Genomic DNA, 21015 nt, shown 5'->3' with positions numbered 1-21015 from the left:
CGATGCCCCAGGTGGTACCGCCGACCGAGCGCCGGAATCCCCGCACCGCCGACATCGACACCCTGGAGTCCCGCGAGGTCCTCCGGCTGATCCAGCAGGAGGACGCCCGCGCGGTCGAGGCCGTCGGCGCGGCCATCGACCCGCTGGCCCGGGCGGTGGACGAAGCCCATCTCCGCCTGAGCCGGGGCGGAACGGTGCACTACTTCGGCGCCGGCGCCTCAGGGCGGCTGGCGGTGCTGGACGCCACCGAGATCACCCCGACCTTCGGGGTGGCGCGTGAGCTGTTCACCGCCCACTTCGCCGGTGGGCCCGCCGCCGTCGCCGACTCCTCCGTCGATCGCGAGGACTCTGAGGCGCTGGGCGCCGCCGACGCCGAGGTCCTCGACGAGACCGGCGTGGCGATCGGGATCACGGCGTCCGGGTCGACTCCGTACGTGGTCGGCGCGCTGCGCGTGGCCCGGTCCGCCGGCGCTCTCACGGTGCTGGTCACCTGCGACCCGGAGGCCCCGCTCCGCGAGCTGGCCGAGATCACCGTCGTCGCCGCCACCGGGCCGGAGGCGCTGACCGGCTCCACCCGGCTCAAGGCGGGCACGGCGACGAAGGTGATCCTCAACGCGTTCTCGACGGCTCTCATGATCAAGGCCGGCCGGACGTACGGGAACCTCATGGTCGGGCTGGTCGCCACCAACGGCAAGCTCGGCGAGCGCGCGGTGCGGCTGCTCGTCGAGGCGACGGGCGAGGACGAGGCGAGCTGCCGCGCGGTCCTGACCGACGCGGGCGGGAACATCCCGCAGGCGCTCGTACGGCTGCTCACCGGCTGCTCCCCCGAACAGGCGCGGACCGCGCTGGCTCAGCACCCGGGCGTCCGGGCGGCCGTCGCCGCGCTGGGCGGGCGCTAGATGGGCTTCGCGGGCGTCGACGTCGGCGGTGGCGGGATCAGGGTACGGATCGAGGCCGGCGGGTCGAGCGCGACCGGGGACGACGCGTCTCCGGTGCCGCGCGAGGAGGGCAGGGTCGACCTCGATCGGCTCGCGGCACGGATCACCCGGGTCGTCGAGGACGCCGTACGCGACCTGGAGATCGACCGGTTCGCCGGCATGGCGATCGGCACGACCGGGCTGCCCGGCCTGGTACGGGACCCGAGCACGCTCTGGCACGCGCTGCGCGATCGGTTCGGCCTGGGCGCGCTCGTGGTCACCGGTGACACGGTGACCACGCACGTCGGCGCGCTCGGCTTCCAGCCCGGGGTCGTCGTCGCCGCGGGCACCGGCGTCATCACGCTCGGCACCGATCTGGCCGGCGTCTGGAACCAGACCGACGGATGGGGATACCTGCTCGGCGACCACGGCGGCGGCGCCTGGATCGGGATGCGGGGCCTGCACGCGGCGTTGCGCGCGCATGACGGCCGGATCGGCGGGTCGGCCGCTCTTCTCAAGCACCTGACGGCCCGCTTCGGGCACCCCTCGGAGCTGGTGGCGCTGGTCTACGCCTCGGGGTCGGCGGCCCACCACTTCGCCTCGTTCGCGCCGTACGTCGGCGAGGCGGCACGCGACGGGGACCCGGTGGCCCGGCAGATCTGGACCGAGGCCGGCCGGCAGCTCGGCCAGAGCGCGGTGGCCGCCGCGTCCGGACTCGAACCGGTCTTCTCCTGGGGCGGCCGCCTCTTCGACGCCGCGGACCTGCTGATGGAGCCCTTCCAGAACACGGTCCGGGCTCTGCTCCCCGACGCTCGCTTCCGGCCACCGCGAGGGACCTCAGCCGATGGCGCGCTCGCCCTGGCCCGAGCCGCCGCCGACGGGTCGGTACGGCCGCACCACCCCTACGTCTACGTCTTCACCGATACGGCTCAACCGATCGGTGGATCGGCTCAGTCATCCGGCCGATCGGCGGGTTCAGCCGTCGACTCATGAGACCGGTCGATGTGCGCGCGGGCGCGGCGTTGGACGCTGGGGCATGCGCAATCCCACGAACTCCCCGCCTTCGCGCGCGACAGCCGATGAGGACCTGAACCATCCGCTCAGCATGACGGCGTTCCGCCGCATGAAGGTCCTCGTCGGCTGCTACTTCGTCCTGAGTGTGCTCACCCTCGTGGCCGCCTATGTGCTGCGCGACGACCCCGCGATGGTGACCGACACGGTCTGGGTCCGCGGCGTGATCGTCACCGCCGCCTCAGCGCTGATGTTCGCCTTCGTGGGAGGCACGGCCCGCGGCCGTCGCCGGGCGTACCTCCGGCTGCGGATCGCCTCAGCCGTGATGGTGGTGGCCATCGCGGTCCTCATCTCACTCCCCGGCTTCCTGCCGATGTGGATGAGGATCGAACAGGGGGTCTGCGGTCTTCTCCTGATCGGCGTCGTCCTGATCGTCAACGGCAGGCACCTGCGCTCGTTGTTCGCCGCCCCGCGCGGCTAGATTGTCGTCGCGGGTTCGCGGGGAGGAGACGTCAGAGATGAGCAGTCCGATGCCCCGCTTCTGGGCGGATGCGCGGGAGCACCGAGGGCGTCCGGTCATCACCGTCATGCCGTACGCGTTGCTGGCGCTCCTGGTCGTCGTCACGGTGATCGACAAGCGCTCGGCGGGCGGCTCCCTGCTCTTCGACCTGGTCCTGTGCGCGCTGGCCGCGGTGTGGATGCTGTGCCTGTTCACCCTGCGTCCCGCCTGGCGGGACCGGCCGGCGGTGATGACGGTGTTCGTCGCCGGGCTGCTCGTGATCATGGCGGTTCTGGTGGTCAGGGATCCTTGGTTCGGGTTCTTCACGCCCGCCGGGTACGTCTACGCGTTCAGGCTCCTGCGCTGGCCGTGGCGGCTGCCCGGCGTCGCCGGGGTGGCGATCGTGGCGGGTATCGCGCAGGCGTACGACGTGGACAAGACCACTCTCGAGGGCCTGATGACCTGCCTGGCCGTCGTAGCGGCGAATGTACTCCCCATGTGTGGTTTCGCCTGGTTCGCCGAGCGAGTCGCCCAGCGGAACGAGCAGCGCCTGCGGGCCCTGGAAGAGCTGGGCGAGGCCAACTTGCGGCTTGAGGCGACGCTGGCGGAGAACGCGGGCCTGCACGAACGGCTACTGGCCCAGGCGAGGGAGGCCGGGGTGCTGGACGAGCGGCAGCGGATGGCGCGGGAGATCCACGACACCCTGGCCCAGGGGCTCACCGGGATCATCACCCAACTGCAGGCAGCCGAACAGGCCGGCCATGATCCGGCCGAATGGCACCGGCACGTCACGGCCGCGACCACGCTGGCCAGGGAGAGCCTGACCGAGGCACGGCGATCGGTGCACGCGCTGCGTCCCGAGCCCCTGCGGACGGCACGGCTGAGCGAGGCACTGGCCGACGTCGCGGGCCGCTGGTCGGCGCTGCACGGGGTCGCGGTCCAGGTCACGACGACCGGCACGGCCCGGCCACTGCCGCCGGAAGCCGAGGTCGCGCTGCTACGGACTGCGCAGGAGGCCCTGGCCAACGTGGCCAAGCACGCCCAGGCTCGCAGAGTCGGGGTGACGCTGTCCTATATGGAAGGTGAGGTCGCTGTGGACGTACGGGATGACGGGCGGGGCTTTGACCCGGCCCGGCTCGGCAAAGGCGCCCCCGCACCCAGCCTCGCTCTCCCGAACGACATCGCCTCCCCAAGCCACGTTGCCTCCCCAAGCCACGTTGCCTCCCCAAGCCACGTTGCCTCCCCAAGCCACGTTGCTCCGCCAAGCAGGGCCGCTGCCGGCAACGGCGGCCCGCACGCGTCCGCGGGCGGCGGCGAGTCCGGCGGGTTCGGTCTGGTCGCGATGCGGCAGCGGATCGAGGCCCTGTCCGGAACACTGCAGGTCGAATCGGAACCGGGCGTCGGCACGGGAATCTCGGCCTGCATCCCTGCCGCCACCCCTGTCGCCACCCCTGTCGCTGTCCCTGTCGCCACCCCTGTCGCCGTCCCCGCCGCGCAGACAGGCGTCGGCCTGTGAGCCGCCCCGACGACGCCCCGGAGACCAGCGGCAGGCGCGACGACGCCGACCCGCCGATCAGCCTGCTGATCGTGGATGATCACCCCGTGGTCAGAGACGGGCTGAGCAGCATGTTCACGCGCGACCCAGAGTTCGAGGTGCTCGGCGAGGCCTCCGACGGCGCCGAGGCGGTCCGGCTCGCCCGGTCCCTCGCCCCCGACGTGATCCTGATGGACCTGCGCATGCCGGGCATGGACGGCGTGACCGCGATAACCGAGCTGGCCAGGCAGGGCATAGCCGCACGCGTACTGGTGCTGACCACCTACAACACCGACAGCCACGTCCTGCCGGCGATCGAAGCGGGCGCGACCGGCTACCTGCTCAAGGACGCTCCCCGCGCCGAACTGGTGCGAGCAGTCCGAGCAGCGGCCCAGGGCCAGTCCGTGCTGGCGCCATCGGTGGCGGCCCGGCTGATGAGCCGGTTCCGAGCCCCCGGCACAGCAGGCCCACTCAGCCGGCGCGAACTCGAGGTCCTCGAACTGGTGGCGGCCGGCACCACCAACCGGGAAGCTGCGGCCAGGCTGTTCATCACCGAGGCCACGGTCAAAACCCACCTGCTGAACATCTACGCCAAGCTCGGCGTCGGCGACCGTGCCGCCGCCGTGGCCGAGGCATTCAACCGAGGACTGCTCACGCCCGGCCCCCCAGGACAACGACCGTGACATCCACCCCATAAACCCCACAGCCCGCACGGCGACGTACCGCTGAATCGCAACCACCCCGTCCACCCTGCCCCGGCGTGACCAGCGCACGCAGAAACTGTCAGTGCCCGAGCGCACACTGTGCGTATGTCTGATGAGCCTCTCGAACTCGGCGAGATCTCCGTCGCCGACTGGCACGCCCACACCGACAAGATGGCGGAGGTCGGCTTCCTGACCATCGCCCGCCGGCTGCCCTCGCTCGTGCGCCAGGCGATGCGCATGGCGTGGGGAGCCAGCCCGCGCGACGCCCTGGCCACCGTCTCGCTCAACCTGCTCGGCGGGGTGTTCACCGCGTTCGGGCTGCTGGCCACCACCGGCGTGCTCGCCGCCCTGTTCAGCCAGGGGCCCACGCCCGACCGCATCATGGCCGCGCTGCCCAGCCTCGCCCTGGTCGCCACCGCCGCCGCGCTGCGCACCGCCATGCAGGCGGGCGCCGGCTGGGCCCAATCCCGCCTCACCCCCCAGATCTCCCGGATCACCGAGGAGCGGCTCTACGGCCTGACCAGCCGCGTCGACCTGGTCGCCTACGACGACCCCGACTTCCACGACTCCCTCGAACGCGCCAACATGCGGGGCGTGGCGGTGGCCGACTCGGTGGTGAGCTCGGCCATCGACGTGGTGACCGCCGCGGTCGGCATCGCGGCCGTGGCCGGCGTGCTCGGCGTGCTCCACCCGGTGCTGCTGCCACTGCTCCTGCTGGCGGTGCTGCCCGACGCCTGGGCCGCGGTCCGTAGCGCGCGGATGCGCTACACGACGATGCACACGCTCATCCCGGCCCGCCGCCGCAAGTGGATCATCGCCGAGTTGCTGGCCGATCGCGAGTCCGCCGCGGAGGTCCGCTCGTTCACGATGCGCGGCTTCCTGCTGCGCATGTACGACGCGGTGGCCAAGGCCGAGCAGGACGTCCTGCTGCGGCTGGCCAGACGGGAGACGGCGGCGCGGCTCGTGGGCGAGGCCTTCGGCGGCCTGGGCAGCGGCCTGGTCTACGTCGCGCTCGGCACCCTGCTGGCCATCGCCGCGATCCCGCTCGCCGTGGCGGGCACCGCCGTCCTGGCGATCAGATCCGCCCAGCAGTCCCTGAGCAGCCTGATGTACGCCACCAACCGCCTCTACGAGCAGGGCCTCTACTTCACCGACTTCCTGGAGTTCTGCGCCGACGCCGAACGCCGCCTCCCCGGCCCCCGCCCGCTCACGGCCCCCGAAGCCTTCCAGCGCATCATCGCCGACGCCGTGACCTTCACCTACCCGGGCGCCGACGAGCCCGCCCTCTGCGACGTGTCCATCGAGATCAAACGCGGTGAGATCGTCGCCTTCGTCGGCGAGAACGGCTCAGGCAAGACCACCCTCGCCAAGATCCTTGCCGGCCTGTACGAGCCCGACGGCGGCACCGTCTCCTGGGACGAGACCAACCTCAAAGAGGTCAGCCCCGATGACCTCCGCCTGCGCACCGCGGTCATCGCGCAGGACCACACCCGCTGGCCGCTCACCGCCCGCTACAACATCACCATGGGCACCGACAAAGGCGATGCCGCCCTGCACTCGGCCGCCGAGGTGGCCGGCGCCGACGAGGTCGTCGCCGGCCTCCCGCTCGGCTTCCGCACCCTGCTCGACCGGCGCTTCAAGGACGGCCACGAACTGTCGGGCGGCCAGTGGCAGCGCATCGCGGTCGCCCGCGGCTTCCACCGCGACGCGGCCCTGCTCATCTGCGACGAGCCCACGGCCGCCCTCGACGCCCGCGCCGAACACGCCCTGTTCGAACGCATCCGCGGCCACTCCGACGGCCGCACGGTCCTGCTGATCACCCACCGGCTGGCCAGCGTCCGCTACGCCGACCGCATCTACGTCCTGGAGCACGGCAAGGTGACAGAGCAGGGCAACCACGCCACCCTCATGACCTTGAACGGCCTGTACGCCGACCTCTACACCCTCCAAGCCAGCGCGTACCAATAACCGCCACCCCTACCGCCGGGCTCGGTCGATGCCCCGAGCCCGCGCGGCAGGCGATGCGGACTGTAGGATCCGCGATTCCGTGAGCAAGTGCGGCTGATCATGAGCACTGTCCGAGCAAATCCGCGCGATCATGAGCTTGGATAACGTTCCGTGATGTCGGACTTACGGGACTTTTTGCGATCCGTGGAGTGGGACGTGCCGTAGATCCGTACGCTCCGGATATGTTGTTCGGCGGTCATCCGCAGGGCCAAGCCCGTGGGGCGCAGCAGCGGCATGAACCAGTCCAACCGCCGAAACAGCTTCCGGATTCACTGCCATCAAGCCGCCTCGTCCGTGGGATCGAGAGAGGGGGCCAGCCGCACGCGGCCGGATTGGGCCTTCTCGTCGGGGAAGACCCACTTCCGGAGCGCCCAGAAGCGGAAGACCATGGCGATCAGCGTGCCGATGATCTGCGCGCTCACGAAGTCGGCGACCTCCTGGGCCACCAGGCTCACGTCCGGGGTCTCCAGGCGGAATGCGTACCGGGAGATCCATAGCGGCGCGGAGCTGAGCACCAGACCGACACCACTGACCAGGAAGAACAGCGCCGCCTCGTGACGGCGCTCGCGGCCGCCCCTGGTCCGGAACGACCATTCGCGGTTCAACACGTAGGACACGATCGTCGCCACGAGCACCGCGATGACCTTCGCGGTCACCGGCTTCGGTTCCAAAATGGTTAGCTTCAGCCCATAGAACACCGTGTTGTCCACTAAGAACGCTGTTCCACCCACCGCCGCGAACTTCAGCAGTTCACGGTGCTTCAGCGCAAGCGCGTGCAACGGTTCCGGCAATCTTGTGAGTACTGCGTTCGCTATTCGGAGCACCCCCGATCTTCTCACCAGCCGAACACCCTGGTAACAAGACTGACGGACACGGCTTGTCCGGCTGGAACCGTACCTGACGGCCAGCCCACACCTCGCCGGACGCGCTCTGGCCCCGCTCGACGCCACGCTGACGGTGATGGCCCGGATCCACTACGGCACCGCCGCGCCCCGGCCCTACTGGCGGGAACTGGCCCCGGATGAGATCACGCGACGGGCCGCGTCCCTCCCCAGCAAACTCTGGCCCTCCTGGACGATGCCCCTGCTCGGCCCGCACCTGAACTCCGGCTTCTCCGCCGACGCTCTGCGCACTGCGGCAAGCGCGATGCTCATGCTCCCGGGCACCCTGCTTGACTACCGACCAGCCGCCGACCTGCTCGCCTCTGAAGGCGGGCGCCGTTCCGCACCAGCGCCCCGAAGATCATCCAGCACTGCGATCCCACTGCGCGACTTCCTCCACCAACAGGCATGCGCCCAACTTGACCGGTCCGGCATCGACGAACCGCTGGCCTGGGAGCCACCCGGCTCATGGGTGACCGGCGCCGATTGGCCCGGCTTCGACCCGGACGCCATCGATGAAGAGCTCGCCCTGCCTTTGATCGCCCTCGGCTACTCGGCGAAGTACATGCTCACCGAATCGCGGATTCTACAACTTTGTAGGGTCAGAGATTCGATGCGATGTCGGCGCTTGATGCGCAGTGAATGCGCAAATCCGTGTTTCGATGCGCAGCCGCTTCGGACAGTGACTGGCGGACGAGCCGTTTTGGCGGTTCACAATGCACAGATGCTTCGCGCTCCGAATGGTCCGTTGCGTGGCGTTACGGAATACAGGCGCTGGATTGCAATCCGCGTCGATTCGATACAACGATGAGTCGATTCGGGAATTCGCGCAGCTTAGGCTGGCGGATTTCACGGGTTCCACACCATGGCGTCGGGTTCGTTCTGTTAGTGGTCGAGCTCGCTGCTCTGGTAGCTATGCTTCGGGCACCACAGGACAGCACGTGGTTAACGAGAGCCCGTCTGGAATTGACTCGTTTACTGCCGACCGACTTCGATCCGAACATTCTCAGCACTTTCGCGCAACTGTGCCTCATGAGAGCTCGCATCAGCGATCGAGTACGACGTCATGCTCCGGACTTTCTGTTGATCACGACGTCAAGTACAGCGCTGATGGTTTTCATGGGTGTTTCACATGCCCCGCACCATGCAACAACTCATGAACAAGATTCGCCCCGGATGCCTCCAGCCAGAAAGCATGTTTCATAGGTGGCGTGCGGGTCGGCAAAGCGCTGGTTCCCGGCACCGGTGGGAGGTCTCCCACCGGTGCCGGGACTGCGGGCGCTGGTTCATCCCGGGGGTGTTCGGGCGCCGGCGCGACGCGGTCTATAACTCGGCCGTTCCGCCGCCTGGCGGGCCCGCCGACGTGCCGCACGGTAGACCGGACAGCCCTCACGCGAAAGCGCATACCCACCCCGAGCCTGACGGATCGGGGTAAGGCTACTGACCTGCGCAGCCGCCCCGGAGTACTCCGCGTACATCGCCCCGCCGGGCGACGCCGGTTTCCCCTGGCGCACCCGATCGATTCTCGTGGTCTCTGTCGGCGCCGTGAACACGGGTGACGACGACCTCCGTCAGCCGCACAGCAGGCTCATGTCGTCCAATCGGACGAACTGCTTAACCCCGTTATCCTTACCGAAGATCGCTTGCACGTAGACGGTGTCGATTCGGCTTAGGTCGACCCGGCTGGTCCTGATGGGCTGATAGCCCGGGCCCGGGAGCCAGGGCGCCGTGCTGGTGAGCTTGCGCCAGCCGTTGGGGTCCCAGATCTCGAGGCCGACCTGAGCACCTCCATCCAGCGGCTGGGCGTAGATCTCCGCCATGCAATTCGATCGATCCCCGCCCCATGCGCCGATCGGCACCGCGATGCGTTCGGCCGCCCACCCTTGGCCGGTGTACAGCCAGCCGTTGTTCTTGCCGGTCCTCGCGAAGCCCTCGTTGATGTCAAAGTCAGCCCTGCCGTCCCCGTTCGTCAGCGGCTGCCAGTGAGCCAAGGGGTTGCCTTCGAAGCCGTCGGAGAACCTATGGAAGGCGGACGCGTGCGCGGTCGTGACGGACAGGCCGGCGAGCGTCAGCCCGACGACCGCCGACAATACAAGGACCTTTTTTGCGCCTTTCACTGATATTCTCCTTGAATGTAAGGAATAGAGCGTTTGACCAGGTAGTTCAAGGGTTGGCGAGGAATGGTGGGGGCAACGATCGAACCGCTTCGGTCTGAGCGGCCTCGCTCATAGCGGCATTTATCTGCGATAGCAGGTCCTTCGCCGCGGGGGGCCGTACCGGCGGTCTACGCGCCCCCCGCGAGAAGGTGATCTTGCGTCACTTGCCATGATGCGAACAGCGATGATCTGCCCAGTGAACCGCTACTGGGCTCAGAAGCCGGCAGGCCTTAACAGGAGATCACTAGCGAGAACGGTCGATCGTCGTCGACGCTCATCGGGTTCTGAGCCGATGGCGTCGCAGTGCGGACGAAAAGAGTCCTTCCGTTGACCGCACCAACCAGGATCGATGCGCTGCCTGGCCCAGGATCACTGCCGCCCGAGGTGTTGATCGTTCCGGTCAGCGCGCAGTTGCTGATGTCGGAGTTCGTTGTCAGGTTGTAGCGCCCCTTGCCGAATTTGTTGACGTTTCCGATACCCGATGAGGCGAGCAGGGTTCCGTTTAAGCCAACTTTGGCCCAGAGAGTTCCGGCGGCATTCCGCTTGACGAGCTGCCCTGCGAAGCCGGTTTCCGCTATTGCTCCTGACGTGGCGAAGACGCCACTAGCGATGACGAGAGAGGCTCCCAGTATCATTGTCATCCGCGCCGACTTCTTCATGCCTACCTCCATGAGAGAGTTGTTTCTGATTGAGCGCTGGCGTTCTGGCGTTCACCCGAGACAGCGCCATTCGCGTAGACGACGCCGCCTGCTGCGGTGCGTCGGCTGGGGTCACGGCAGAGCGCCGGTCGCAGATGTGCGAGATCCCAACGGAGTGATCTTGTTCGTCCTACTCAACGGATTCCTCCTTGACTAAAGGATTTCTTCGACTGTGCACCGCAGCGGCCTGCGAGGAGAATCCTCAGATTTAGGGGGTTGCGATATCGCGCCCATTCGCTGGAATGCGGGTTTTTTGGTGGAAAGTCAGGGAAAGGTGGATCGATGTCTGCGCTCGCACGCCAGACCGCACTACGAACGAGCACTGCAATCGCCTGGCTGTGATGCGAGCTGCTCCAGGCAGCTTCATAGCCGGTATCACCCGCGCCCTCGTTGGCTGCCTCCTGGACCATCTACAGCCCCGCGGACCTCTGCGCGCCGCCGAGGCGCTGGGCGTGCACCGCAACACCGTCACCACGCGCCTGGAGCGGATCCGGGCCGCCGGCTACGACCTGGACGACCCGGCCACCCGCCTGGCGCTGCACCTGGCGGTCCACCTGCGCCAGACCTGACACACCGCACGCCTGACCGAGCGGTCCACCTGCGCCAGACCTGACAAACACCTGATCGAGCGGCCGTCCCGCGCCCCGGAGACCGGGCTCAACCAGGCGTGCCGTACCCGCCGCCACCGCCGGACTCGCACCGCAGCACGTCACCGGCCCGCACCGGCAGGGCGTTGACCTTCAGTACCTCCCGCTCGCCCGCCGTACCCGGGTTCAACGTCACCCGTGGCGGCGCGCCCGCGTGGCCGCCGCCCAGCCCCCACGCCGGGGTGACCGAGCGTTCGAACCACAACGACAGCGAGGTCGGGCCGAGGAACTCGTACTCGCGCACCACCCCGTCACCGCCACGCCAGCGACCGGCCCCGCCGGAGCCGGGGCGGATCTCATACCGGTGCACCCGCACCGGGAAGAGCGTCTCCAGCACCTCGATCGGCATGTCACGCAGGTCGCCATTGACGCTGTTGATCAGCGCGCTCTCGCCGTCGCCACCGTCCCAGGCACCCCATCCGCCGACGGTGGCCTCCTGGGAGACGTACAGCTTGCCTGTACGCGGGTCGGTGCCGGAGAACTGCACGATCATCGAGTCGCCGTACGAGGCGGCGGCCGCCTTGCCCGGCAGCACCCCTGCCAGGGCCTTGACCACCAGATCGATCAGCAGCCCCAGATGGGAGTAGTAGTACTGGCAGGCGGCCGGGGACTGGGCGGCCAGCATCGACCCCGGCCGGGTGATCACCTGTAGCGGGCGGAAGGAGCCGCCGTTCAGCGGCACCTCGCCGGAGACCAGCAGCTTGAAGGCGACGCGGGCGGCCGCCACCGCCTGCGCGGCGCCGCAGTTGACCGGCCCCTCCGCCTGATCAGCGCAGTCGCTCAGATCAACCGACATATCCGACCCGGCGACGGTCACCGTGACGTTCACCGGCAACGGCACGTCCAGCGAGATGCCGTCGTTGTCGAGGAATCCTCCGGCGGTGTAGACGCCGTCGGGAATGGCGGTGATGGCCTCCCGCTCCAGCCGCTCGGTCTGCGCGAAGATCTCATCCCGCGCCGCCATGACCGTCTCCAGCCCCCAGCGCGACACGATCTCGGCCAGCCGCCGTTGCCCGGTCATCGCGCAGGCCACCTGCGCCCGCATGTCGCCCAGCGTGGCGTGCGGGAAACGCGTGTTACGCGCGATCACCTCGTGCAGGTCACGGCATGGCCGGCCACCGGCGTAGATCTTCACCGGACCCAGCCTGAGCCCCTCCTGGAAGATGGAGGTGGAGTCCATCGACCCGCCCGGATCCTTCGACCCCACATCCAGCCAGTGCGCCCGCGACGCCGCGAAACCCGCCAACGTGCCGTCAACGAAGATCGGCCCGTACACCGTGACGTCGTTGAGATGGGTGCCGCCGATATAGGAGTCGTTGAGCACCCACACGTCTCCTTCCTGCCACACCTGCCTGCCGTACAGCGCCTCCGTCTCGCGCGTGCACACCTCCAGGTTGCCCAGGAAGATCGGCAACCCCGACGACTGGCCCAGCACGTTGTGGTCGCGGTCCAGCAACGCCACCGCGCAGTCCTTGGCCTCGTAGATCACCGGCGTGTACGACGAGCGGATCAACGTCGCGTTCATGTCCTCGGCCGCCTGCAACAACGCGCAGCGAATGATCTCTGTCGTGACCGGGTCGATCATGGCGCCACCTTGATGATGAGGAAACCGAACTCGTCCACCGAGGCCACGCAGCCTGGTGGGATGACCGTGGTGGCCGTCTCCTCCACCACGATCGCCGGGCCCGCCAGCTCGCCGGCCAGCGCCGACCGGCGTACCACCGGCGTCCGGTGCGTCACCCCGTCGAACACGACCCGCCGCGTCACCGCCGCCCGCTCCTCCACCTTCGGCGACGCGGCCGTCAGGCGGGGAAAGGTACCCAGCCCCGTCGAGCGCAGCATCACGACCTCCACCGGCGCCTCCGGCGTGGCATGCCCGTACCGGGCGGTGTGCGCCTGGGCGAACCGTGCGGCGACGCGCGGCAGAAAGTCCGGCGCCGCGGGCTCATCGGCGCCTTCCAGCGGGATGGTGAGGGTGTAGTCCTGCCCCTCGTACCGCATGTCCACGGCGTGCTCCACGCGCCGTCGCGCCGCCGGCACCCCCTGGGCCGCCAGTTCCGCCAGCGCGGAGACCTCCAGCGCGGCGAGCGCCGCCGCCATCGCCGGCCCGTCCAGCGACTCCTGGCCGCGGAAATGCGGCTCGGTCAGATCCCGCCGCACATCGGCCTCCAGCATGCCCCAGGCGGAGAACGCGCCGGGGAAGCGCGGCACGACCACCTCGCCGATGCCCAGTTCCCGCGCGATGAACACCGCGTGCATCGCGCCCGCTCCGCCGAAGGCCATCAGCGCGAACTCGCGCGGCTCGATCCCGTGGTCCACGGTGATCGTCCGGATCGCCTGCGCCATCTTGGCATTGGCCACCTGGCAGATGCCCTCGGCCAGCCGCACCGGCTCCATCCCCAACTGACCGGCCAGCGCGGCCACGGCCCGGTGCGCCGCCTCCACGTCCAGGCTCATCAGCCCGCCGGCGAACCACTCCGGATCCACCCGTCCCAGCACCACGTTGGCGTCGGTCACCGTCGGCTGCGTACCGCCGCGCCCGTAACAGGCCGGGCCGGGCACCGCGCCGGCCGACTGCGGGCCCACCCGCAGCGCCCCCGCCTCGGCGTAGGCCAGCGATCCGCCGCCCGCGCCGATCGTGTGCAGGTTCACCAGCGGCATCAGTACCGGGAAGCCCTCGATCGAGGCCTCGCTGGTGATGTCGGGCCGGCCGTCCATCACCAGGGAGACGTCGAACGAGGTGCCGCCCATGTCCACGCAGATCGCGTTACGGCGACCACCCAGCAGCCGGGCCAGCGCCACCCCGCCCATCGTGCCGCCGACCGGGCCCGACAGCAGCGTCTGCAGCGGCCGGCGCATCGCGTGCGAAGCGTTGACCAGCCCACCGGAAGACTGCATGACGTGCACCGGCACGCCCAGTCCCCGCTCGGCGAACCGTCGTTCGATGCCGGCCAGATACCGGCGTACCGCCGGACCGGTGTAGGCCTCCAGCACCGCGCTGGAGGTCCGCTCGTACTCCCGCCATTCCCGGGCCGCCTCGTGGCTGAGCACCACCAGCACCCGCTCACCCAGCTCCTCGCGGAGGATCTCCGCCGCGCGCACCTCGTGCTCGGGGTTGGCGTAGGAGAACAGCAGGCACACCGCCACCGCGTCGAAGCCCTCGGCCAGCGCCAGCCGCGCGGCCCGCCGTACCGCCTGCTCATCCAGCGCGACCAGCTCACCGCCCCGCCAGTCCAGCCGGCCGCCGACCTCCACGATGTGCTCGCGCGGCACCAGCGGCACCGGCTTGCGATACCGCAGGTCGAACATGCGCGTGCGGTTGCCGCGTGCGATGTGGTACGCGTGCCCGGCCCCCTGGCCGGCCAGCAGCAGCACCTTGGCGCCCTTGCGTTCCAGCAGCGCGTTCAGCCCTTGTGTGGTGCCGTGTACGAAGAAGGAGATCTCGGTGAGGTCGGCCACCACCGATCCCAGCGCGGCGAACACCCCCTCAGCCAGATCCCCGGGCGTGCTGGGCGCCTTCGACGCGATGACCGCGCCGGTCCGCTCGTCGTAGCAGACCACATCCGTGAAGGTGCCGCCGATGTCCATCGCGACCCGATACGTCATGGCGACCACGGTAGGCCGGGCACCCCTTAGGAGGTTGTGCACCCCGCACAACCTCCGGCCTCACACGAGGCCGACTGCCCGTCCGGACAGGTCCCTTACTGGTGGTGCACCGACTCGACGGTGTACAGGTGCGGGTCGAAGTGGTCGGCGATCGCGGCGGCCTGCCTCATGTGCACCTGGGCCTCCGGGTCGGCCAGCATGGCCTCGAAGTCCGCCGCGCTCTCCCACTGGGCGTAGTTGACCACCCTGGTGCCGTCGGTGCTGGCGTGGATGTTCGCGGCGACGAATCCCGGCCGATGCCGCATCACCTCTTCGGTGGCGGTGGTCAGGAGCTCGACGAGCTCGCGCTGCCGGCCGTTCTGGACGGTGAAGACGTTGATCAGCGTGGCGACCGGCGCGTTCAGGGTGATGGTCGTGGCCATGGAGTTCGCTCCTCATGTCAGGATCCTTACATCGCTCATTATGTGTAAGGTTCCTGTCATGAGTCAACTCGATGAGCGCATCGGCTACCTGGTCAAGCAGGTCCAGCAGGCGTTCCGCAGAGCCTGCGAGGAACAGCTGCGCACCGTGGGCCTGTCCATGTCCCAGTACGCGGTCCTCCGAGCACTCGCCGACGCGCCCGGGGCGCCGGCCGCCGAGCTCGCCCGCCGTACATTCGTCACTCGCCAGTCATTGCGGGACGTGCTCACCGGGCTGAAGGAGGCCGGGCTGGCCTCCGTCGCCGCGCAGCCGTCGGCGGGCCGAGCCCTGCCGGTCACCCTCACCGACTCCGGCCGGCTCATGCTGGACCAGGCGGAAAGCATCGTGACGGAGGTGGAGGGCCGCATGCTCACCACCCTTCCGCCCGGCGACGTACGCCAACTGGCCACCCTCCTCACCACCTGCGCCGAGAACTTGGCGTGAGCAGACGCTCCCGCTTCGGCCGCTGGTGGCGGGGAGCACGACGAGACGCTCGGCAGGGGGCTTCCCAGCCGAGCGCCATTGTGGGTCGGGTGTCGAGCTCAATGACGGTGACGCCGGCGACGACGCGCAAGCGCCGCACTATCGCTCGTATCCCCCGGCAGATCTCGAGGCTTGGGACCCGACGGACGTGTGATACCGAAGAGACGGAGAATTGACATGGTGCTCTCCTAGGTTTCTGGGTCAGCGGGGACGGAGACCGACCCCGCTCGTGCTACAACACCTCGAGTTCCCCGAACCTGCCCCTCAAGAGGGCCTGTGACCTGGATTTTTCCCACCCGAGCCCATGCCGAGTAGCTCCCCATCTGGGCTTTAAGTCGCGAAGATGTCGTTTTGTCCTTCCGGCGGACATTGCCGTCATGACGCGTTCCGCGCCGGCCTGGCGCTCGCCTTGTCCGTTCCGAGGGACCCCGGATTCAGCGGCGCAGGACGGTCTCCCTTTCGACCCGTGACAGCTTCTCGGGATTGCGTACGGCGTAGAGCCCGGTGATGAGACCGTCGTCGATGCGCACCGCCATGACGCCCTCGACGGCGCCGTTGGCCCGGAAGACCAGCGCCGGGTGGCCGTTGACCTGCGCCGGCTGCAGCGACACCGCGGCCGCGATCCTGACGACCCCACGCGGACGGCGCGCCGCCACGTGCGCCCGCGCCCGATGCGCGATCTGGCGGACCGCGGCCGGACTCTTGCCGACCGCCTCGGCGATCTCGTCGTAGGCCAGATCGAACACCTCACGCAGCACGAACACCGCCCGCTCCGTCGGCTGAAGCGTCTCCAGCACCAGCAGCATCGCCATCGAGACACTGTCGGCCAGCTCGACATCCTCGGCCACATCAGGCGCCGTCAGCAGCGGCTCAGGCAACCACGGACCGACGTAGGACTCCTTACGCCGGCCGAGCGTACGCAGCCGGACGAGCGACCTGCCGCGTGGTGATCCGCACCAGATAGGCCCGCCGATCCCGCACCTCGCCAAGATCGACCCCCGCCCACCGCAACCAGGTCTCCTGCAGAACGTCCTCGGCGTCGGCAGCCGAGCCCAGCATCTCGTAAGCGACGGTGAACAACAGGTTGCGATGAGCGACGAACGCCTCCGTGGCGAGATCCGGGCCATCGTCCCCACCGCGATCTTCGGACGCGGTCCGCGACGTGCCGGCCATGGATGGCCCCTGTTCACTCGCGACTGCGTCACCCACGGGCCCCGTCATTTTGTGACACCACGACGGTAGCCGATCCCATGCCGTCCACCGCATCCACCGACGCGGCCGAAGGCTTCTACCCCCGGTCGACGCCGCCTACGAGAGACGAAGTCTCGTGGTCAGCACGTCGCCTGCCGCTGGGAATATCAGAGTCTATTAACGGCGGGCAAATGACCATCTCGAGCCGTTCATTTTATTGATATTCAAGCGTTTATTGCGACATTTATCCCTCTTTAAACTTCTGCGTGTCTAGAATCACTGCTGCACGGTATTGACATTAGTGGGCGGCAGACGTACTTTTCACGCGATGCCAATTATGGCATTTTCCAGGTAAGCAGGCTCTAAGGAGGAGTCATGTCCAGCAAAGGAGCTATGGCCAAAGCGGCCGGTGTTCTAGGTGGTGCGGTTATCGCCGCCACCCTGTACGCCATTCCGGCTCACGCGGCAACGTTCCAGTGCACCGTCACACTTCGCGGCCTTCCGCCGATCAGCGTGACGGTGAGCGCCCCTAGCGTCACGGCAGCAGAAGCGCTGCTCAGCGCACTCATCCCGCGCGCCATCTCCGTGCACTGCGAAGCCACCTAACCAACACACACGTCCGGTCGGCGACGTACCGAAGGCCGCGCATCCAATGTCCACAGTAGGGAACGCGCCCCGTTTCGCAGCCATACAATGGGACATTTCAGGATTAGGCAATCAGCCGCTTTGACGGTATTTCGTCATGCCGAGAAAACGGGCCGGACGCGGGTGCGGCCCGGCGATATTCCTCTCCGGGCCGCACTACGAAGACCGCTCAACCTGAGCCGGCAGCCCTGTCGGCGTATCGATCTCATCGATATTCTTCCGTACGTTCCATGCGCCGCCACGAGTCGGTTATCCGAGTAAAGCAAGCCTGCCTCGGCAAGCCCGCGAAAACGCAATCATCGTCGGGTCCGGGCATCAACTCCGGTCATTCCCGAACAACAGACAACATGGCCGCTCAGGCTCAACCGGCCGCCTTCATCGCCAACGAGATCATCACGACGGAGTCATCGGAGACCGCCATGGATGGCACGGGCGTCTGGGGATCCGCACTCGCTCGCGCCCAGACGCCCATGCCCCTCGTGGAGGCCGGCTCCCCCTTCAGCAGCCAACCGCACACCTGATTACATATCAGAATCGCGCTATCGCTGAAGGCAACATTTGAAGTCGGGAGCCCGCGATCCTCCCTGAGCCGAACGAAGAAACGAACATCAAGCCCCACAGCGCACCACAAACATCCCGTCAGATCCGACTTTGACGGGATGTTTTGCATTTCAACAGCAGCGGGCGCAGCCTCGACAAACCGCCCGACCACTGGGTCCCACGACCAATCTCACAGCTCCGAAATCCCTTTTACCATGGAAATTAGCGGCGTACCACAACCTATCCGGTCTTGTCGCGGCGCCGAAATCTCGATGCCGGCCTTTCGGATCAATAAGCTCCGGCCACCCGGCAGTCGTTGTACAGTCCTTCGCGGCGAAGCTCAAGCCAAGGAAGCGCCGGACATCGGCTGGTGGAGGTAGACGTTGTTGGTAAGGTTCGCCCGCGGATTCCTCGTGGTCACAATCGTTGCGGCCGGCTTGCTTCCGGGCAGGGCGAATGCCGCCGCCGCACCAGTGGCGGCCGATGACGGCGCCAAGATCACCGCGGAGCGGTGGCTCGATGAGACCACCTTGGATGTGACGGTGTCGTCCCCGGCATTGGGCGAGTCGGTCCCGGTCCGCATACTCGTACCAAAGGGATGGACGCGGACCGCATCACGGACCTGGCCAGTCGTCTACGCCTTTCACGGGGGTCGTGATACTTATGTCTCTTGGACCCGCAGCACCGACATCAAACAGGTGGCCGCGGATTACGACGCCATGGTGGTCATGCCCGACACCGGATGGGCCGGATGGTTCACCGACTGGTGGAACTACGGGAATGGCGGCGTCCCCAAGTGGGAGACGTTCCACACCAGCGAGCTACTGGAACTCATGGAGCGAAATTATCGCGCCGGCACAAGCCGCGCGACCATGGGCATCTCATCGGCCGGCTACGGGGCGGTGAAGTACGCGGCCCGCCATCCTGGCATGTTCGCATATGCCGCATCTTTCAGCGGCGTGCTCCACCTTACCCAGCTCGGGGTCCCTGCTTTTGCCCTGCTTCAGGCGAGTGAACGCTACGACGCCCTGCGCATCTGGGGCGATCCACTCACCAATCGAAAGAACTGGGCGGCGAACGACCCCTACGAACTCGCCTCCCATCTACGTGGCACCGGGCTCTACATCGCCAGCGGCCTTACCGGCCTGCCAGGGCCGAATGATCATCCGGTTGTCGGCGACGAATTGATTCACCCTCAGGAGGTGATCTGCGGGTCCACGACCGTCTCCCTCGTCAACCGGCTCAAGAAGCTCGGCATCCCCGCCACCACGCACATCTACCCGAACGGTTGGCACAACTGGTCCACGTGGCAGCCGGAAATGCATCGTGCGTGGCCACTGATCATGAAGGCGATCGGGGCCCGGCCCAACGCGGCTACGCCTCGGGTGCAGGCGTGATCGCCCGCTCCGGCAGCGCGAACAGCAGCGTCAAGATGAGGACGAGGGTGCCGAGGACGTACCACAGTGAGCGCTGGAAGGATTGGGCGAAGGCCTCACGGCGCACTACGGCGGCGGCGCGGGACAGCGCGTCGTCAACCGTCCGGGTGGCTCCGAACCCCTGAGAACAGGGGGCCGACCGGCCGGGTTGATCATGTCCGGTGTTCTGGCCGATCACACAGGCGCGGAAATCGGCGAGGATCACGTCGCCGACGGGCCCGGACAGTCCAGCGGCCATGGACAACTCCTGGTGGATCCGCGGGATGATCTGGTCCACGCTCCTGGCCGCCTGCTGGCCGACCGCGGTGAAGAACACCACACCGATGAGCGCGATCCCCAGGACCGTACCGAGCTGGGTGATCGCGTTGATCATCCCCGACGCGCCGCCGGCCTCCTGAGGTGGCACATCGGCGAGGGTGAGCGCGGTCAGCGGCACGATCACCTGTCCCAGTCCGACACCGATGAGAAGGAGCGGCGCGATCAGCTGCAGGGAGGTGGCTTGCGGGCCGTGCCAGCCATGGACGAGCACCCCCGCGATCATCATGGCCACACCCGCTATGAGGGACGCTCGGCCGAACCGCAGATACAGCCGCATGGAAACACCACCGGCGATCGAGGCTCCGAGGGAGAACGGGATCGTGGTCAACCCGGTGTGCAGCGCTGACCAGTCGCGGCCGAGTTGCAGGTACAGGGTCCATACGAAAAAGAACGCCGATATCACCCACAACAGGAGCAGCTGCAGGACCAGGCCCGCGGTGTAGCTGCGGGCGGCGAACAGTCCCAGCTCGATGAGCGGCGAGCCGTCACTCCGGGTCTTGCGACGTTCGTAGAGGACGAACACCGCGAAGAGCGGCGGCGAGCAGATCATCGACACGATGCTCCAGTCAGGCCACCCCAGCTCACGGCCCTGGGCCAGGGGGTACACCAGCAGCAACAGGGCGAAGGTGACGAGGAGCACGCCGATCGGATCCAGCCGCAGGGCGTGCGGCGCTCTGGACTCGTCTATGAGGAACGCGGCCATGACAAGAGCCGCCGCGCCGATGGGCAGGTTCAGCGCGAAGACGCCGCGCCACGCCAGGTCGAGCGGATTCAGGTCCAGCAGGAGGCCGCCGATGATCGGTCCGCCCACCATCGCCAGCCCGCCGATGAAGGCGTACAACGTCACGACCTTGCCCAGTTCCCGCCGGCCGAAGCCGAGATGAATGATCGCCAGCACCTGGGGCAGCATGAGCGCGGCCATCAGGCCTTGCAGGATGCGGGCGCCGACGAGCATCTCAGGGGACTGCGCCAGCGCGCACAGCGCGGAGGCGACGGTGAAACCGGCGGTCCCCACCAGGAACATCCGCTTGCGGCCGAAGATGTCGCCCAGCCGCCCACCGGTGATGAGGGTCACCGCGCAGGCGAGGGTGTAACCGGCGATGATCCACTGAATGGCGGCATAGGACGCGCCCAGATCGTTGCGGATGGAGGGGATCGCCACGTTGACGATGCTTCCGTTGAGCAGATCCATGAAGGCCGCGATCAGGAGCACCGCCAGCCCCACCCATCGCCGCCGCTCGGCCCCGAGTGCCCTGGCATCGTTCACTGCAGGCCCTCCTCGA

Annotated in this window: 19 protein-coding genes and 1 pseudogene; 12 read left to right on the top strand and 8 right to left on the bottom strand. The window is 68.0% G+C overall.

The genetic code is table 11. The annotated features are described in order from the left end of the window. Positions 1-2: 2 nt before the first annotated feature. The 6 genes from AB0F17_RS22360 (at position 3) to AB0F17_RS22335 (ending at position 6633) form a co-directional block, all read left to right on the top strand. Entirely contained in the window at positions 3-899 is an 897-nt protein-coding gene (locus AB0F17_RS22360) for an N-acetylmuramic acid 6-phosphate etherase (RefSeq protein ID WP_358025800.1), read from the top strand. After that, on the top strand, positions 900-1910 hold the full coding sequence (locus AB0F17_RS22355) for a BadF/BadG/BcrA/BcrD ATPase family protein (RefSeq protein ID WP_358025798.1): 1011 nt from the start codon (positions 900-902) through the stop codon (positions 1908-1910). Positions 1911-1953: 43 nt separating this feature from the next. Further along, positions 1954-2409, top strand: a complete 456-nt coding sequence (locus tag AB0F17_RS22350) for a hypothetical protein (protein ID WP_358025796.1) — start codon at positions 1954-1956, stop codon at positions 2407-2409. A gap of 37 nt (positions 2410-2446) precedes the next feature. After that, entirely contained in the window at positions 2447-3943 is a 1497-nt protein-coding gene (locus tag AB0F17_RS22345; protein WP_358025795.1) for a histidine kinase, read from the top strand. After that, complete coding sequence (locus tag AB0F17_RS22340) at positions 3940-4644, top strand: response regulator transcription factor (RefSeq protein WP_358025793.1); 705 nt, start codon at positions 3940-3942, stop codon at positions 4642-4644. The genes AB0F17_RS22345 and AB0F17_RS22340 overlap by 4 nt, the downstream gene beginning before the upstream one ends. A gap of 126 nt (positions 4645-4770) precedes the next feature. After that, complete coding sequence (locus tag AB0F17_RS22335) at positions 4771-6633, top strand: ABC transporter ATP-binding protein (RefSeq protein ID WP_358025791.1); 1863 nt, start codon at positions 4771-4773, stop codon at positions 6631-6633. A 317-nt stretch (positions 6634-6950) separates the two neighbouring features. Here the strand turns inward: AB0F17_RS22335 and AB0F17_RS22330 are convergent, their stop codons facing one another. Beyond that, a complete protein-coding gene (locus AB0F17_RS22330) occupies positions 6951-7463 on the bottom strand; it encodes a GtrA family protein (RefSeq protein WP_358025789.1) in 513 nt (170 codons plus the stop codon). Positions 7464-7632: 169 nt separating this feature from the next. Here AB0F17_RS22330 and AB0F17_RS22325 point away from each other — a divergent pair, with 169 nt between their 5' ends. After that, positions 7633-8364 (top strand): hypothetical protein, encoded by a 732-nt coding sequence (locus AB0F17_RS22325; RefSeq protein ID WP_358025787.1) that lies wholly within the window; start codon positions 7633-7635, stop codon positions 8362-8364. A 760-nt stretch (positions 8365-9124) separates the two neighbouring features. On the opposite strand, the gene AB0F17_RS22320 is transcribed toward AB0F17_RS22325, so the two are convergent. Beyond that, positions 9125-9670, bottom strand: coding sequence for a hypothetical protein (locus AB0F17_RS22320; RefSeq protein WP_358025785.1), 546 nt, complete (start codon positions 9668-9670; stop codon positions 9125-9127). Positions 9671-9939: 269 nt separating this feature from the next. Next, entirely contained in the window at positions 9940-10368 is a 429-nt protein-coding gene (locus tag AB0F17_RS22315; RefSeq protein WP_358025783.1) for a hypothetical protein, read from the bottom strand. Positions 10369-10748: 380 nt separating this feature from the next. On the opposite strand from AB0F17_RS22315, the gene AB0F17_RS22310 reads away from it, so the two are divergent. Further along, positions 10749-10976: a helix-turn-helix domain-containing protein gene (locus AB0F17_RS22310; protein WP_358025781.1), complete on the top strand. Its 228-nt coding sequence runs from the start codon at positions 10749-10751 to the stop codon at positions 10974-10976. An 88-nt stretch (positions 10977-11064) separates the two neighbouring features. Here AB0F17_RS22310 and AB0F17_RS22305 read toward each other — a convergent pair whose 3' ends face one another. The 3 genes from AB0F17_RS22305 to AB0F17_RS22295 form a co-directional block, all read right to left on the bottom strand. Continuing rightward, positions 11065-12639 carry a hydantoinase B/oxoprolinase family protein gene (locus AB0F17_RS22305; protein ID WP_358025779.1) on the bottom strand — a complete coding sequence of 525 codons (1575 nt, stop codon included), beginning with the start codon at positions 12637-12639 and terminating at the stop codon, positions 11065-11067. Beyond that, a complete protein-coding gene (locus tag AB0F17_RS22300; protein ID WP_358025777.1) occupies positions 12636-14660 on the bottom strand; it encodes a hydantoinase/oxoprolinase family protein in 2025 nt (674 codons plus the stop codon). The genes AB0F17_RS22305 and AB0F17_RS22300 overlap by 4 nt, the downstream gene beginning before the upstream one ends. Positions 14661-14755: 95 nt before the next feature. After that, on the bottom strand, positions 14756-15082 hold the full coding sequence (locus AB0F17_RS22295; protein WP_358025775.1) for an antibiotic biosynthesis monooxygenase: 327 nt from the start codon (positions 15080-15082) through the stop codon (positions 14756-14758). A 58-nt stretch (positions 15083-15140) separates the two neighbouring features. Between AB0F17_RS22295 and AB0F17_RS22290 the strand changes: the two genes are divergently transcribed. Then, on the top strand, positions 15141-15563 hold the full coding sequence (locus AB0F17_RS22290; RefSeq protein ID WP_358025773.1) for a MarR family transcriptional regulator: 423 nt from the start codon (positions 15141-15143) through the stop codon (positions 15561-15563). 473 nt (positions 15564-16036) lie between these two features. On the opposite strand, the pseudogene AB0F17_RS22285 reads toward AB0F17_RS22290, so the two are convergent. Further along, positions 16037-16775 (bottom strand): annotated as a pseudogene (locus tag AB0F17_RS22285) (sigma-70 family RNA polymerase sigma factor). A gap of 393 nt (positions 16776-17168) precedes the next feature. Here AB0F17_RS22285 and AB0F17_RS22280 point away from each other — a divergent pair. From AB0F17_RS22280 to AB0F17_RS22270, 3 genes are all read left to right on the top strand, one after another. Beyond that, positions 17169-17399 (top strand): hypothetical protein, encoded by a 231-nt coding sequence (locus AB0F17_RS22280; protein WP_358025771.1) that lies wholly within the window; start codon positions 17169-17171, stop codon positions 17397-17399. Between the two features lie 269 nt (positions 17400-17668). Next, positions 17669-17959, top strand: coding sequence for a hypothetical protein (locus tag AB0F17_RS22275; protein ID WP_358025769.1), 291 nt, complete (start codon positions 17669-17671; stop codon positions 17957-17959). A gap of 432 nt (positions 17960-18391) precedes the next feature. After that, on the top strand, positions 18392-19375 hold the full coding sequence (locus AB0F17_RS22270) for an alpha/beta hydrolase family protein (RefSeq protein WP_358025767.1): 984 nt from the start codon (positions 18392-18394) through the stop codon (positions 19373-19375). On the opposite strand, the gene AB0F17_RS22265 is transcribed toward AB0F17_RS22270, so the two are convergent. Continuing rightward, positions 19353-20999 (bottom strand): MFS transporter, encoded by a 1647-nt coding sequence (locus AB0F17_RS22265; RefSeq protein WP_358025765.1) that lies wholly within the window; start codon positions 20997-20999, stop codon positions 19353-19355. The genes AB0F17_RS22270 and AB0F17_RS22265 overlap by 23 nt on opposite strands. Positions 21000-21015: the final 16 nt, after the last annotated feature.

The sequence above is a fragment of the Nonomuraea sp. NPDC026600 genome (assembly GCF_040638335.1).
GTDB lineage: Bacteria > Actinomycetota > Actinomycetes > Streptosporangiales > Streptosporangiaceae > Nonomuraea.
Note: the sequence above shows the minus strand (reverse complement) of the source record. Positions and strands in the feature narration are given on the sequence as shown.